The following is a 14,466-nucleotide window of genomic DNA, read 5'->3' as shown; positions in this document are numbered from 1 at the left end:
CTATGGCAATTAATGTTTTATTGGTTGAAGATGACGAATTACTCGTAAAGCGCATCCAAAATCATTTTATAAATACCGAGTTTTCTATTGACGTTGACCCCACAGGGGCCGATGCGTTAAATGTTGTTAAAAGCCGAGTAAGTCAGCGCAATACGATTTCCTTGGCAATAATTGATATTGTGCTACCAAAACGCGACGGTTTACAACTTGCCAAAGAGCTAAATACGCTCACCGATATTGGCGTTATCTTATTATCGAGTCGTGACTCACAAGCCGATCGAATTGCAGGCCTTGCTCAAGGTGCCGATGACTATATTTGCAAGCCGGTAGATTTACTTGAGCTTGAGCTAAGAATGCGCGCCCTATACAAACGAGTTGCCAATAATCACAGCGACGATGACAGTGAAGAGTTTATTGAATACGCCGATTTTAAGCTTCATCCAGATAATCGCACCCTTATTACAGCCAGTGGGATTGAATCACGACTGACTGAAGCAGAACACAAAGTGCTTATTTGTTTGATTGGTAATGCTGGTAAAGCGACTTCCCGTGAAAAAATATCAGAAGAAATTGGCCAGCCCGATTGGAGCCCCAACGATCGCACAGTAGACGTGTTAGTGGGTCGTTTACGTAAAAAGCTGAACGATGAGAAAGATCAAAAACGTATTGTCACTGTTCGCGGTAAAGGCTATATGCTTTCAATTTAAATCCTTAGTGTTGGGTTAACTGCGATAATAAACGCTCAAATGCCCGATAATTAAGCGCTTCTTTAAGCTCATTTAAACTGATTTGTGGCGCACCTTTTAAATCACTTATCGTCCGCGCCACTTTGATTACTCTATGATAAGAGCGCGGCGATAGCGCCAGCTTTTCACTGGCTCTGGCTAAAAACTGCAGCTCTGCAGGTGGTAACTCACAGTGCAAGTTCATCTCTTTGTTATTTAACCGCGCATTTACTTTACCTTGGCGTTTAAGCTGAACTACATAAGCTGCTTCTACTCGTGCCCTCACCTCAGCACTGGTTTCTTCTGTAGTTGTACTTTGTAGCTCCACGCTGCTCAACCTTGGTAGTTCAATTTGCAAATCAATTCTGTCAATAAACGGCCCCGATACTCGCGATAAATAGCGCATTACCTGATCGGGTGTCGCCCGTTTATCATGATGACACCCAGTTGGACTAGGGTTAAGTGCTGCAATAAGCTGAAACTGCGCTGGAAATTCCATTTGTCTGGCCGCGCGCGAAATCGTCACTGTTCCGGTTTCCATAGGCTCTCGTAATGAATCCAGCACTTTACGCTCAAATTCAGGCAGCTCATCTAAAAACAACACACCATTATGCGCTAACGATATCTCACCGGGCTTAGGGTTAGACGAGCCACCCACTAGCGCCACCGCAGAACAGGTATGATGCGGATTGCGAAACGGTCGCTGACGCCAATTGGTTAAATCAATTGAATGACCAATAATTGAATATAAGGCCGCTGTATCAATGGCTTCATCATCAGACATGGTTGGCATTATGGTAGCCATTCGTTGCGCAAGCATTGATTTTCCTGTTCCTGGTGGACCTAAAAACAATAAGTTATGCCCACCAGCAGCGGCAATTTCTAATACACGTTTAGCACCGGGTTGGCCTTTTACATCACTTAAATCGAGTAAAAAGTCTGGCGCTTGGGTGCAATCAGGGTAGACAATATTGAGCGGTAAAGGTTGTTGATTGAGCAAGTCTCCCCACACCTCTTGTATAGAACTGACGGCTTTTCGCTTTACACCACTGACTAGGCTGGCCAAACTGTCATTTTCAAGAGGCAGAAAACAGCAACGATTTTGCTCTTTGGCACCAAGCACTGAAGGCAAAATGGCATTTACCGCCCGTATTTCACCATTAAGTGCAAGCTCACCGTAAAATTCATACTTATGAATATCAGGGCAGACTATTTGCCCCGATGCGACCAAAATACCTACCGCAATCGCAAGGTCAAATCGCCCACCATCTTTAGGGAGATCGGCAGGCGCTAAATTAACGGTAATACGTTGATCGGGAAATCCAAATTGCGAGTTTTCAAGAGCACTACGTACTCTATCCTTGGCCTCTTTAACCGAGGTTTCGGGTAAACCGACAATATGAAAGGCGGGTAAACCATTGCCTAAATGTACTTCAACCATCACCTCGGGGGCGTTTATCCCCACCTGCGCGCGAGAAAATATACGGGCTAACGACATTCCTTATCCTAGTTAACAGCTGTATTTACACAGTTTAGTCAGGATATTTAAAAACATGTAATATAATCTTCCATTTAATCGCCGAAAAACGTAGCAATAAGGTCATTAGCATACTCAAAATCATTGCCACTTCCACCGTTAACGATAGGTTGATACTTAAGGTATACACAATACCACCAGCAATACAGGTAATAGCATACAGCTCACCTTTGAGCAGCATTGGAATATCGCGGGCAAGCACATCGCGAATCAATCCACCAAAGCAGGGAGTGATCACAGCCATAATCACAACTGTCATATCTGGCATACCGGCCAATTGCGCTTTTTGCGCTCCCATTACTGCAAAAAAGGCTAAACCAAACGCATCTGCGGTTTGTAACACATAGTACGGAATTGATTTTTGCTTATTGATCAGTCGCGTTGTAACCAGAACCGCCACCAAAATAGCATAAAAGTAGCTTTGGTCGTGTAACCAAAATACGGGCTGGTCGAGTATTACATCGCGAACGGTACCGCCGCCAATAGCCGTAACAGTTGCAAGTACAACTACACCAAAGCCGTCCATTTTCTTTTCGTAGGCCACTAAGGTGCCTGAGATAGCAAATACCGCCACACCTATTAAATCAAACCAGTGATAGAGTTCAGTCATAATTTTGATTACAAAAAGTTTTAAAGAGTTTAGTGCATAGCATACTAAATATTCAGCAATAACACTTTCAAAAAGTAGAATTCAAGATGTTAAAAATAGAGTGAATAGATTTAAATTCAGGCATAAAAAAACACGCTTTAGCGTTTCGATTTAATAAAACATATTATTTCAGTGGTTGCGGGAGCCAGAGTTTGTAAGGAGCGAACCGACAACCTTTGCTGGCTAATGGAAAGCTGAGACCGACGAGCTACCCATTTCACTGAATTTTAGGCATAAAAAAACACGCTTTAGGCGTGTTGCTTTAATATAGCTGTTTATTTCAGTGGTTGCGGGAGCCGGAATTTAATAGACGACCTTTGCTGGCTAATGGAGAGCTGAGACCGACGAGCTACCCATTTCACTGAATTTTAGGCATAAAAAAACACTCGTATAGAGTGTCGATTCATTTTTACAATTTATTTCAGTGGTTGCGGGAGCCGGATTTGAACCGACGACCTTCGGGTTATGAGCCCGACGAGCTACCAGACTGCTCCATCCCGCGCCTGAAATTGCAGATTTATTTATAGTTGCTTACATTACAACTTGGCTTCCAATCCTCTAAAGGAAATTGGTTGCGGGAGCCGGATTTGAACCGACGACCTTCGGGTTATGAGCCCGACGAGCTACCAGGCTGCTCCATCCCGCGCCTGTATATTTTAAGTCTATCGACTACTTAATTTAATCTCTTAAGTTAGAGTTTACAGTATCCAATTTTCTAAATAAAATTGGTTGCGGGAGCCGGATTTGAACCAACGACCTTCGGGTTATGAGCCCGACGAGCTACCAGACTGCTCCATCCCGCGCCTGTAATTTCTTAGTAACAGTATTGTGTTATTCACAAGCCTGTTTCGAAGAGAGCGCTATAATATAGGAATAAACCTATAATGCAAGGTTTTACTAATTAAAAACGTTTAAGTGAACAAAAACCCATCAAACAGTGATATTTACAGTAATCGCTGATGTGGATTTATCATTTTTTGCCACTCCCAGTCGGGATGACCCATAACAATAAAATCTGGATTTTCTGTACTTTCTCTTTGGTTGTACGTTAAAGGATTAAATTCAGCATCGGTAATACAGCCACCTGCTTCTTCAACAATAACCTGCGATGCACCCGTATCCCATTCACCTGTAGGACCAATTCTTAAAAAACAATCCGCTTTACCCTCAGCAACAATACACGCTTTAAGTGAACACGAACCTAAAGCCACCGTTGCAAATTGCGCATTTAGATACTGACTAACTGCTTCTATTTTTTGGCGGCGACTCACAGCCAAAGTTAAACTCTCGGGCGGTGCTACAAATATTTGTTTATCGTACTCACCTTCTCGCTTGAATGCCCCATTATTAGCAGTTGCATAATAGGTCACGCCCTTTGCTGGCCAATGAATAACTCCCAACACTGGGTGGTTATTTTCTATCAATGCAATATTAACGGCAAAGTCACCACTTTCGAGTATAAATTCACCGGTGCCATCCATCGGGTCAAGCAACCAATACCGTTGCCAGTGCTGCCTATCTTGCAATGCTGGAATGGGGGTTTCTTCTGACATAATTGGAATGTCGGGAGCTAGCGCATTTAAGCCGGCGACGAGCACCTCATTTGCGGCTAAATCTGCTTTGGTTACTGGCGTATTATCTGATTTTTCTTGTTGACCAATATCATCTTTTTTATACAAAGACATAATGGCATCCCCTGCACATTGCGCAAGCTCAATACATGGCTCTAGAAGTTTATTCATTAATGTCTCCTGAGGCTAAATACTTATCTAATAATAGCAGAGCAGCAACACTACGTGCTTCAGTAAAGTCAGGTTGGTCTAATAATGACTGCCACTGTGAAAGCGGCCATTTCACCAGCACTAATGGCTCAGGCTCATCACCTAGTAAGGTTTCAGGGTATAAATTTTTAGCAAACAAAATATGCATGGTCGCGTTAAAGTAGCTCGGTGCCATAGTGACTGTTTTGAGCGGTTTAAAATACTCAGCGCCAAAGCCAATTTCTTCTTTAAGCTCTCTATTTGCGGCTTGTTCAGGCGTTTCACCTGGGTCAATGAGTCCTTTGGGGAACCCTAACTGATAGTCATTGGTGCCTGCACAATACTCACGAACTAGTAATAGCTCATTTTCAGTTGTCATGGGCACAATCATAACGGCTCCACGGCCACCGCCGCGAATTCGCTCATACTGACGCTCTTGGTTATTTGAAAACTTAAGCTCTAAAGACTCCACAGTAAATAAGCGACTTTTAGCGACAACATTATTACTGAGAATTTGTGGTGGTGTTGGGTGCTTTTTCTGTGTCATGGGCATCAATTTGCTATCATTGCAGTTATACTAATCATATACCCAAATGAGTATAAGATGCGAGTTTCAGTTTGAATTAAAAGCAATTTAATTGAGCAAATAATTCTCGGGTTTCGTTAAGGTTAATTCTTTATTTCAAAATATGAATACGCTTTGAATATAACATTGTCGGATTTATATCTTAATAACCCAAATAACAAAATTCATTAATTCACTTCATCGCAAGTTAGTCATTTCAATAAGCAATTTTCACAAGGATACATCATGCTCAACTGGTCAAAAATCGATACTGTATTACTCGACATGGATGGAACATTACTCGATTTAAATTACGACACCGACTTTTGGCTCAATGTTGTGCCACAACAACATGCCTTGGCTCAAAATATTAGTATTGATGAAGCGCGTGCAGATATTTTAAAACGCTATCAGGCTGTGAGTGGCAAAATTCAGTGGTACTGCTCTGACTATTGGGAAGCACAGCTAAACTTACCTATTCTCGAATTAAAGCGTCAGTCTGCCCACTTAATCAAAATACGTGAAGACGTTCCGCATTTTTTAACTGAACTTAGACGAGCAGGTAAAGAGCTCATTTTGCTGACTAATGCCCACCCTGAATGCGTCATGCTTAAATTTGAACATACCGCTATTGATAACTATTTAGATGGGGTGGTGTCGACTCATGAATACGGGGTAAGTAAAGAGCAACAAAGCTTGTGGCATAAGGTACAAGAGGATTTGGGGTTTGATAAACGCCGCACTTTATTTGTAGATGACAGCTTACCGGTATTACATGCCGCACGAGAATACGGCATTGAGCATTTACTTGCGGTTGCTAACCCTAATAGCCAGCAACCACATAACGATATAAGCGATTACTTAAGCGTAACCGATTATCGTAAGCTTATTTAACTCATTCGCCCTGAGGGTAACGCGCTACTAAGCCTTGATATACCTGTTTTGCAAAATCTGCATGTTCAGTATCAAGGCTTTTAACTACTTCTACTAAGTGTTCGTTATCTTCTTGACCATGCCATACTTTAATGTAGCTGCCATCTTTGTAACCATGATCTTGGCGGAAAAAGTTAAGCGTATTTTTACCTACATAACCACGGTATAAATCATCAATATCCATGCCTATTTGCGCCATACAACCAGCAAAGGCGGCTGCATCAAAGGTTTTATTGGCAACAGCACTGGCCGCTAGTAATTCAAGCGTTTGTTTAAAGTCATCACCTTGTTGTGGTGCACTCATTTCGGCTTGTAGTTTTGTTGCTATTTGCTCGTAGCTAGTCTCACCGTCAATACGCAACGATAAGCCAAAATGAAAAATATCAACCAGCTCTAAAATCACCTGTTCAGTATCTGGGGTTTGTTTTTTCCACCATTTCCAACCGTAATGGTCTAACATTTCTGCACATTCAACCCAAATAGCTCTATACCATTCAAAGCCTTGGCTAAACCATTGCTCATGTACTTTAGTATTCATGGCATTTTGCATTTCTAGCATAACAACTAGCTTGTTTAAATTCGCAGACATATTGGTTCCACTGTTGGATTTATAATTAGGGTAATAATACAGATAATATAACTTAACGACCAGCCGAAAACTCATGCCATGAGTTGATCAGGTCAACAAAGTCTTCAAAACCACAACCACTGCTTAAATCATTCTCTTCAAGCATTAATTCGTCATCTTGGTAGGCTAATATATCTTCGTTATCTTGATGCAGCGCATGTGCTTCGAATAATGCTTCATCTTTGGAAAGGATCAGGTCAATTTCTTGGCCTTTGAGTGTTAACGGTTCAAAGCTTGAACTCACCGAGCTAATAAGTGCCTGCACCATAGCCACTTTGTCTTTGCCTATTTCTTCGTTTAACCAACGGCCTATAATCGCGTGCTCGCTGCTTATTTTAATTCTTAACCCACTAATAGGGTCGCGAATAAATTGGTATTCCATATACTTTTATTCCAGTACTGCTAATTACAACAGATTATAACCCAGTCAGTTATGAATAACGCAAGCCAGACACAAAAATAGCGCCATAAGGCGCTATTTCAGTATCATCAATTTAGCTAACCGCCTGAGCGATAGCGGGCAGCGTCAATAATTGCCCATAAATGGAATACGGCTCCAATTACGGCTGGAACCACTAAAAACCATAATGCATAGCCGCCAAAAACCAAAATTGCAAACACCAGCGCAGCTAGAATACGTCCCTGCACCAGTTGCCCTAAACCGGGGAAAAAAATATTACATAGAGCGGCGATTACATTACCGCCAGAACCTTGTTCAGCCATACCAACCTCTGTAGTTTAATTAATTTTGTATTTGTACTTATTATTTATACTTACACACTTTATGCCAATTTATTAAGGCTTACAAATCATACAGTTAAATTATTACCAATTTATCACTTTAGTATTTTTTGCCAAATTTAGGTCAAATTAGCAATTTTAAATACATATTTTATTACTTGCTCTGTATATATTAGTATCAATACAGTAACTAAATACCTATTTTATAAATAGCTGTTTATAAAAACAGTATTTTATTTAGCCTAACAAAAACACCTGTTATACTGCTCTCATTATTGATTAAAAAGGCGTAACGATGGACGTTTCAGAATTACTCGATGGCTTAAATGATAAACAACGCGATGCCGTTGCAGCGCCATTACAAAACATGCTGGTATTAGCAGGAGCAGGTTCAGGTAAAACTCGAGTATTGGTTCATCGTATTGCCTGGTTAATGCAAGTAGAGCAAGCCTCTGCCTACAGTATTTTTGCGGTAACCTTTACCAATAAAGCTGCTAAAGAGATGCGCTCAAGGGTTGAAGAAACTCTAAAGGCTCCTGTAGGCGGCATGTGGATTGGTACTTTCCATGGTTTATCGCACCGAATTTTACGTGCACATCACCGTGAAGCAAATTTACCCGAAGCCTTTCAAATTTTAGACTCTGACGATCAGCTTCGCATGATCAAGCGCTTATTAAAATCGATGAATATCGATGATAAAAAATGGCCTGCAAAACAATTTGGCTGGTACATAAGCGCTAAAAAAGATGAAGCTCTGCGCCCTAAAGATATTCAAGCATACGATATTAACGAGCAAATGATGCTGCGCGTTTACGCCGCCTATCAAGAAGCTTGCGATAGAGCTGGCCTAGTTGATTTTGCCGAAATATTACTACGTAGCTATGAGGTTCTTAAAAATAACCCAACTCTGCTTCGTCATTATCAGCAGCGCTTTGCACATATGCTAGTCGACGAGTTTCAAGATACCAATACTATTCAGTATGCATGGTTAAAACTACTTGCGGGCGACACTAGTAGCATCATGATTGTAGGCGATGATGATCAAAGTATTTACGGTTGGCGTGGCGCTAAAATTGAAAATATCAAACGCTTTTTAACCGATTTTGACGCAGAGACAATTCGCCTTGAGCAAAACTATCGCTCGACTGCCACTATTCTTAAAGCGTCTAATGCACTTATACAGAATAACTCCGAGCGTATGGGTAAAAGTTTGTGGACTGACGGTAACGACGGCGAACCAATTTCTATTTATGCCGCCTTTAACGAGCTAGATGAAGCACGCTTTGTGAGTAGCAAATTACGCAGCTGGCTAAATGCCGGAAATGCGCTACAAGATGCGGCTATTTTGTATCGTAGTAATGCGCAATCGCGGGTACTTGAAGAAGCGATGCTACAAGAAGGTTTAAAGTACCGAATCTATGGCGGTATGCGATTCTTCGAACGCCAAGAAATTAAAGATGCCCTCTCATACCTACGCTTAGTGGGTAACCGCCAAGATGATGCCGCATTTGAGCGTGTAATTAATACCCCAGCCCGTGGGATTGGCGACAAAACATTAAGCCACATTCGCGATTGCGCTCGCGCTGAATCTTTGCCGCTTTGGTATGCTGCTAAAGCCATTGTAGAACAACAGCATTTATCGGGTCGTGCATCAGGGGCGGTTGCAAAGTTTGTCGAACTTATTGAGCATATTGAAGATAAAATTAGTGACTTAACGTTGCATGAGCAAGCTAAATACGCGATTCAAACCTCAGGGTTAATGGCTATGTATCAGGCTGAAAAAGGCGAGAAAGGCCGTGCTCGGGTAGAAAACTTAGAAGAATTAATTAGCGCCTGCGATCAGTATGAACTCCCTGAAGAGGAAGAATTTAGCTCACCACTACAAGGCTTTTTAGCCTATACCTCACTTGAGTCGGGCGAAGGCCAAGCCGATGAGCATGAAGATGCGGTACAAATGATGACGCTTCACTCAGCTAAAGGTTTGGAGTTTCCTTTAGTGTTTATGGTCGGTGTTGAAGAGGGCATGTTCCCATCACAACAAAGTAATGAAGAAACCGGCCGTTTAGAAGAAGAGCGCCGCCTTTGTTATGTGGGTATGACCCGTGCTATGGATAAGCTGTATATAAGCCATGCCGAAAGTCGCCGTTTATATGGCCAAGAAAAATATCACAGCCCATCGCGCTTTTTACGTGAAATACCAGAAGACTGCGTAGAAGAAATTCGTATTAAAACACAAGTGTCTCGCCCGCCAGCAGCCGGTCGCTTTAGCGCATCGGTCAGCCATGCTGCATTTGAAGAAAGCGGATTTAACTTAGGTCAACGCGTGCTGCATGCAAAGTTTGGCATTGGCACCGTGCTCAACTACGAAGGCAGTGGCGCACAATCTCGCGTACAAGTTAACTTTGACGACTTAGGCAGTAAGTGGTTAGTAACGGCTTATGCAAGATTACAAGCCGTTTAACCGCGTTATAGAGCGTGTACAGCAACAACTAGCGAATGCGAAACATCGTCAATTACTGCTGCTTACAGGCGATAAGAGCTGGTGTTATGAGCAAAGCACTCAGCTGCTTGCTCATTTACAACAGCCCTCCTTTGTGCTTTCAAAAAGCACTCATTTAGTCAATGCACAGTGGCCAGAGCATACCCACCAAATTTTAGGGCAAGAGTACGCACACGCCGTTTACGATGGCTTCAGTGGACTGGTACCAGATAAACTAGCCGCCCTCAGTGGCGTTGTGCAAGCAGGCGGGTTTTTAATTATATTGCTACCCGAACTTGAAGCACTTAAACACTGGTGTGATGACGCCCTTCCCTTATTTCAATCTTTTGGGCAAATGCACCCTTACAGCTTTTTTAACCAACGCTTAGCACACTTACTCAGCAAAACTACTTTACTGCATTTTAGCCAGCAAAATGGCTGGCAGTGCATTGTCGATACTAACCAATCAACTGGTGAAATTGACTTTACCGAGCAGCAACAGTGTGTGGAATTAATAATAAAAACGGCGAACGGACGAGCAAATCGACCATTATTAATTAATGCAGATCGGGGAAGAGGAAAATCAGCCGCATTAGGCATTGCAGCTAGTAAACTCAGTGATAAAAACATACTTATTTGCGCTACGCAATTTCGTGCTTTGCACAGCAGCTTTAAGCACTTAGCGAGTGCACTTAATCTTGAGTATCAGTTAGGCGATAAACACATTGCAAACATGCACTATGTGGCGCCTGATCAACTACTGAGCGAACAACCGCAGTGTGACTTACTATTAATTGACGAAGCAGCAGCAATCCCTGTACCGATCCTTATAAAAATACTTCACCTATATCCTCGCGTGGTATTTTCAAGCACTATGGTTGGCTATGAAGGCAATGGTCGCGGTTATATTTTAAAGTTTACTCGTTACCTCAAAACGCATTTTAAGAACATGCGTAGCATTAACCTTGAACAGCCTATCCGTTTTGCAAAACATGATCCTTTAGAGCAGCACCTTCGCACACTCTTAGCTTTAGATGCAGAACACCACAGCACTAGTTTGAATAATGCTCCTTTGCAATTTAAGCATGTGCAAGCAAATCAACTTGCTAGCAACGAGACACTGCTTCATCAAGTTATTGGTTTGCTTACATTGGCACATTATCAAACCAGTGTGAATGATTTGCGCCATTTACTAGATGCCGCAGGGCAACGCCTATTTATTTGCCAACAAGGTGATAATATTCTTGGTCTGTGTTTAGTTGCGATAGAGGGTGGCTTTAATACATCGTTGAGTAATGAAGTAGCGCAAGGTAAGCGCCGCCCTCAAGGACATTTAATGGCGCAAAGCCTTGCACAATTAAGCTTTAACGCTGAGGTATTAAAACAACACTGTGCTCGCGTAGTGCGAATTGCCATAGACCCAGAGCTGCATAATAAACAATTAGGAACACAATTACTAAAGTACTGTGAGCAACAATTGCAAACTGAGTGTGATTGGTTGGGTGCCAGCTTTGGGGCTAATGCACAGTTACTTAGTTTTTGGCAAAAAAATGACTTTAATTTAGTAAAATTGGGTTTTCAAAAAGATAAGGCAACCGGCGAACATAGCGCATTAGTTGTTAAAAGCTTAACCAACAGTGACCAGCTACAAGAGCGATTAACAGCTCAGTTCGAAGCTGATTTTCCTTTGCAATTGCTCAGCCACTTTAGCCAGCTTGATTGTAAATTAGTCGCAAAAATTGTCTCATGCTTTAATACTCATACCAACAGCATAGCCGATCAATCAAGATTAAAATCCATGTTAGCAAGTGACTATCAGCTCTTTAATATTAAACCTCTTCTATGGCGGAGTTTTTGGGCATCTCCTCTTAGCTTGCCAAATGATGAGGATAATTTCCAATCTGTTTTTATTAGGCTAATATTACAGAATTGGACACCTAAAAATATCCAAATTGAGTTAGGTTTAAATGGCACAAAGTCATTTAATGCATTAATTAAAAAGGCTGTAAATAACTGGTATGAGCGCATTTCGCATAATAATACACCTTAGTATTACCTTCATTGCATTCGCCTTGGGGCAGCCTTTAGCCTATGCAGAGCAAGATAATAGCAAAGTAATTAAACTAGGCATGTCTACGGCGCTTAGTGGGCCGGCTCAAAATATTGGCCAACAATTACATAAAGGCAGTAGTGTTTACTTTAATAAGCTCAATAATGCTGGCGGTATAAACGGCGCTCAGATATTGCTTTTGGTTGCTAACGACAACTATGAGCCAAAACAAACCGTTAATAATACCCGTACCTTTATCTATTCCGACAAGGTTGATGCACTTTTCGGGGCCATGGGCACTCCAACCAGTCATGCCATTATACCTTTACTGGAACAATCACAAGTTCCGTTTTTAATGCCTTTTAGTGGGGCAAGCTTTCTATATGAAAAATCACGCGCTAACGTCTTTAATTTAAGAGCCAGCTATAATGACGAGGCGGCAGAACAAATTAAATACCTAGTAGAGGAACGTAAACATACAAAAATAGGGCTATTTATTCAAGCGGATGAGTTTGGCTTGTATGTAGAATCAGGGCTGAGAAAAGAGTTAGCTAAGTATGATCTGTCTCCCGTTAAAGTCGCGCGTTATCAACGTAACAGCCATGATGTGGAATCAGCGCTGAATACTTTGCAAGCTAGTGGAGTGACAGCTATCTGTTTAGTTGGTACCTATGCACCACTTGGTGAGTTTATAAACAGTGCACATGCGAAGAATTTTACCCCAGACTATACCAGTGTTTCTTTTGTACCTAGTTCTGATTTATTTGATGAGGTGACTACTCCCTCAAGTATTATGGTGACAGAAATTGTTCCTAACCCACTTACTTGTAATGATGATTTTTGTAATGAGTTTTTAGCCGATATGCTGGTAAACAAGATTACAAAACCCAATCGCCTTCATTTTGAAGGTTATATTAACGCGATGGCATTTAGTAGAGCAGCAGAAAACTGCAAATTACCGCTTAAACGCTCTTGCCTAATGAAAGAACTTAATTCACTGTTAATAAATGATAAAATAGTCAAAAAGCTTTTTCTTGATATTGAAAATCAAAATAAGCGTAATGTATATCGATCTTATTATGTGAATAAATAAGTACCTTCCAAATATTGTTCTATCCTTAATATACAAACTAAGTATGTGAGGAAACTATGGACTTAATTAACTTTAAAGTGGGTTATAAAACCATTTCACTTAAGATTCTTGATATCTTATTAACGGAACAATTTAATAATAACCTCACGGTATTACCTAACGACAATAAAAGCTTTTTAGGTGTAAAAGACTATATGGGGATCCCAACCCCTGTATTTGACCTAGGAATCATTCTAAATGGAGTCTCTACTGAGCACAGTAATTTAGATGCTTTAAAGCAGCTTAAATCCTGGCAAAAACAACTAATGGCTTGGTTTAATAAGTTAGAGCAGGAGTTACTGGTTTCGCAAAACTCGTTAAAGGCGAGTCAATATGAGCTTGCTGATTTTGAACAGTTTTATACAGAGTTTAAAACGGATAACGACGAACTAAAAAATACAATGTCACGCTTTGACGAACCGTTTAAATCGCTTCTACACAAATTGACAAGTGCGATAAGTGCATACAAACAAGGCAACAGTAAACAAGTTAGCACCCAACTTGAGATTATAAGACGGCATGAACTTATTCACCTAGAGCGTTTATTTGACTCTGCAATAGAGCAAATCACCTTAGATTATAAACCTATTATTGTTTTTACCACCAAAGATGGAATGACCCCTCATGTAGGCCTGTTAGTTGATAAGGTGGAAGATAATATTGAATATAAAAAAGAAGATATTAAACCTCTGGATAAGCTCACTGAAGTTGGTTTTGATATTGACCCCCAAACAAGAAACATGATGTATGGTCTAATTAAGCTTGCTGATAAACACAGTGTGCTTATTGATCCTAGCGCAATATTTAAGCCCAAAGATCTTGAAACACCTGACAACGCACCAGAACAAGAAACTGAAGCCTATGGGCTGTTTTAAGTACTCTACTTTTATAGCGACAAAGCAGAATGTTCTTCTGGGACAGCGTTGATAGCCATAATAAAGGCATGGAGATGGCTTTAGGCTGTTATTCTTTTGCTTTTAACCTAATGCCTTTTACCTTTGTTTTTCACTTTTCTGCAGACGTAAAAAAGCCCGGCTCTTTCGAGTCGGGCTTTCTTGTATTTGGAGCCTGGTAATGTCCTACTTTCACATAGCAAATGCTACACTATCATCGGCGCTGTTTCATTTCACTACTGAGTTCGGCATGGGGTCAGGTGGGTCCAAAACGCTATTGTCACCAAGCAAATTTGGTGTCAGTCCGTATCGCTACGCACTAACTAAAATTTGGAATTCTGATAATAAAGTCTTCTAGTATCTACTTTAGTTAT

At 41.2% G+C, this 14,466-nt stretch carries 13 protein-coding genes, 3 tRNA genes and 1 rRNA gene; 6 read left to right on the top strand and 11 right to left on the bottom strand.

Annotation, left to right across the window (positions count from 1 at the left end; genetic code table 11):
* The first annotated feature begins 2 nt into the window (after nucleotides 1-2).
* On the top strand, nucleotides 3-707 hold the full coding sequence (locus B1F84_RS00795; protein WP_008108280.1) for a response regulator transcription factor: 705 nt from the start codon (nucleotides 3-5) through the stop codon (nucleotides 705-707).
* Between the two features lie 4 nt (nucleotides 708-711).
* Here the strand turns inward: B1F84_RS00795 and B1F84_RS00790 are convergent, their stop codons facing one another.
* The 7 genes from B1F84_RS00790 to nudE all read right to left on the bottom strand — a co-directional run bounded on the left by B1F84_RS00790 (nucleotide 712) and on the right by nudE (nucleotide 5,218).
* A complete protein-coding gene (locus B1F84_RS00790; RefSeq protein WP_131690293.1) occupies nucleotides 712-2,223 on the bottom strand; it encodes a YifB family Mg chelatase-like AAA ATPase in 1,512 nt (503 codons plus the stop codon).
* Between the two features lie 34 nt (nucleotides 2,224-2,257).
* Nucleotides 2,258-2,872: a trimeric intracellular cation channel family protein gene (locus B1F84_RS00785; RefSeq protein ID WP_008108278.1), complete on the bottom strand. Its 615-nt coding sequence runs from the start codon at nucleotides 2,870-2,872 to the stop codon at nucleotides 2,258-2,260.
* A gap of 464 nt (nucleotides 2,873-3,336) precedes the next feature.
* A tRNA-Met gene (locus B1F84_RS00780) sits at nucleotides 3,337-3,413 on the bottom strand.
* A 67-nt stretch (nucleotides 3,414-3,480) separates the two neighbouring features.
* Nucleotides 3,481-3,557: transfer RNA gene (locus tag B1F84_RS00775), tRNA-Met, on the bottom strand.
* A gap of 80 nt (nucleotides 3,558-3,637) precedes the next feature.
* A tRNA-Met gene (locus tag B1F84_RS00770) sits at nucleotides 3,638-3,714 on the bottom strand.
* 141 nt (nucleotides 3,715-3,855) lie between these two features.
* Nucleotides 3,856-4,653, bottom strand: a complete 798-nt coding sequence (gene cysQ, locus B1F84_RS00765) for a 3'(2'),5'-bisphosphate nucleotidase CysQ (protein WP_076920502.1) — start codon at nucleotides 4,651-4,653, stop codon at nucleotides 3,856-3,858.
* Nucleotides 4,646-5,218, bottom strand: coding sequence for an ADP compounds hydrolase NudE (gene nudE, locus B1F84_RS00760; RefSeq protein WP_205988833.1), 573 nt, complete (start codon nucleotides 5,216-5,218; stop codon nucleotides 4,646-4,648). Before nudE ends, cysQ begins: the two co-directional genes overlap by 8 nt.
* A gap of 264 nt (nucleotides 5,219-5,482) precedes the next feature.
* Here nudE and yrfG point away from each other — a divergent pair, with 264 nt between their 5' ends.
* Entirely contained in the window at nucleotides 5,483-6,130 is a 648-nt protein-coding gene (gene yrfG, locus B1F84_RS00755; protein WP_076920504.1) for a GMP/IMP nucleotidase, read from the top strand.
* Between the two features lies 1 nt (nucleotide 6,131).
* Here the strand turns inward: yrfG and B1F84_RS00750 are convergent, their stop codons facing one another.
* From B1F84_RS00750 to B1F84_RS00740, 3 genes are all read right to left on the bottom strand, one after another.
* Entirely contained in the window at nucleotides 6,132-6,758 is a 627-nt protein-coding gene (locus B1F84_RS00750) for a dUTP diphosphatase (protein ID WP_131690292.1), read from the bottom strand.
* Between the two features lie 52 nt (nucleotides 6,759-6,810).
* Nucleotides 6,811-7,179 carry a YacL family protein gene (locus B1F84_RS00745; RefSeq protein WP_131690291.1) on the bottom strand — a complete coding sequence of 123 codons (369 nt, stop codon included), beginning with the start codon at nucleotides 7,177-7,179 and terminating at the stop codon, nucleotides 6,811-6,813.
* A 116-nt stretch (nucleotides 7,180-7,295) separates the two neighbouring features.
* Nucleotides 7,296-7,520 (bottom strand): hypothetical protein, encoded by a 225-nt coding sequence (locus B1F84_RS00740; RefSeq protein WP_008108268.1) that lies wholly within the window; start codon nucleotides 7,518-7,520, stop codon nucleotides 7,296-7,298.
* A gap of 313 nt (nucleotides 7,521-7,833) precedes the next feature.
* Here B1F84_RS00740 and uvrD point away from each other — a divergent pair, with 313 nt between their 5' ends.
* From uvrD to B1F84_RS00720, 4 genes are read left to right on the top strand one after another with little or no spacing between them, the layout of a single operon-like run.
* Nucleotides 7,834-9,999: a DNA helicase II gene (gene uvrD, locus B1F84_RS00735; protein ID WP_008108265.1), complete on the top strand. Its 2,166-nt coding sequence runs from the start codon at nucleotides 7,834-7,836 to the stop codon at nucleotides 9,997-9,999.
* Nucleotides 9,977-12,067: a GNAT family N-acetyltransferase gene (locus B1F84_RS00730; protein WP_131690290.1), complete on the top strand. Its 2,091-nt coding sequence runs from the start codon at nucleotides 9,977-9,979 to the stop codon at nucleotides 12,065-12,067. Before uvrD ends, B1F84_RS00730 begins: the two co-directional genes overlap by 23 nt.
* Nucleotides 12,036-13,160, top strand: coding sequence for an ABC transporter substrate-binding protein (locus tag B1F84_RS00725; protein WP_131690289.1), 1,125 nt, complete (start codon nucleotides 12,036-12,038; stop codon nucleotides 13,158-13,160). Before B1F84_RS00730 ends, B1F84_RS00725 begins: the two co-directional genes overlap by 32 nt.
* A gap of 56 nt (nucleotides 13,161-13,216) precedes the next feature.
* Nucleotides 13,217-14,074: a chemotaxis protein gene (locus B1F84_RS00720; RefSeq protein ID WP_131690288.1), complete on the top strand. Its 858-nt coding sequence runs from the start codon at nucleotides 13,217-13,219 to the stop codon at nucleotides 14,072-14,074.
* 191 nt (nucleotides 14,075-14,265) lie between these two features.
* Here B1F84_RS00720 and rrf read toward each other — a convergent pair.
* A 5S ribosomal RNA gene (gene rrf, locus B1F84_RS00715) occupies nucleotides 14,266-14,380 on the bottom strand.
* Nucleotides 14,381-14,466 lie beyond the last annotated feature (86 nt).

This window comes from Pseudoalteromonas sp. DL-6 (genome assembly GCF_004328665.1).
Lineage (GTDB): Bacteria > Pseudomonadota > Gammaproteobacteria > Enterobacterales > Alteromonadaceae > Pseudoalteromonas.
The sequence above is the reverse complement of the archived record's forward strand: the minus strand, read 5'-3'. Positions and strand labels throughout refer to the sequence as shown.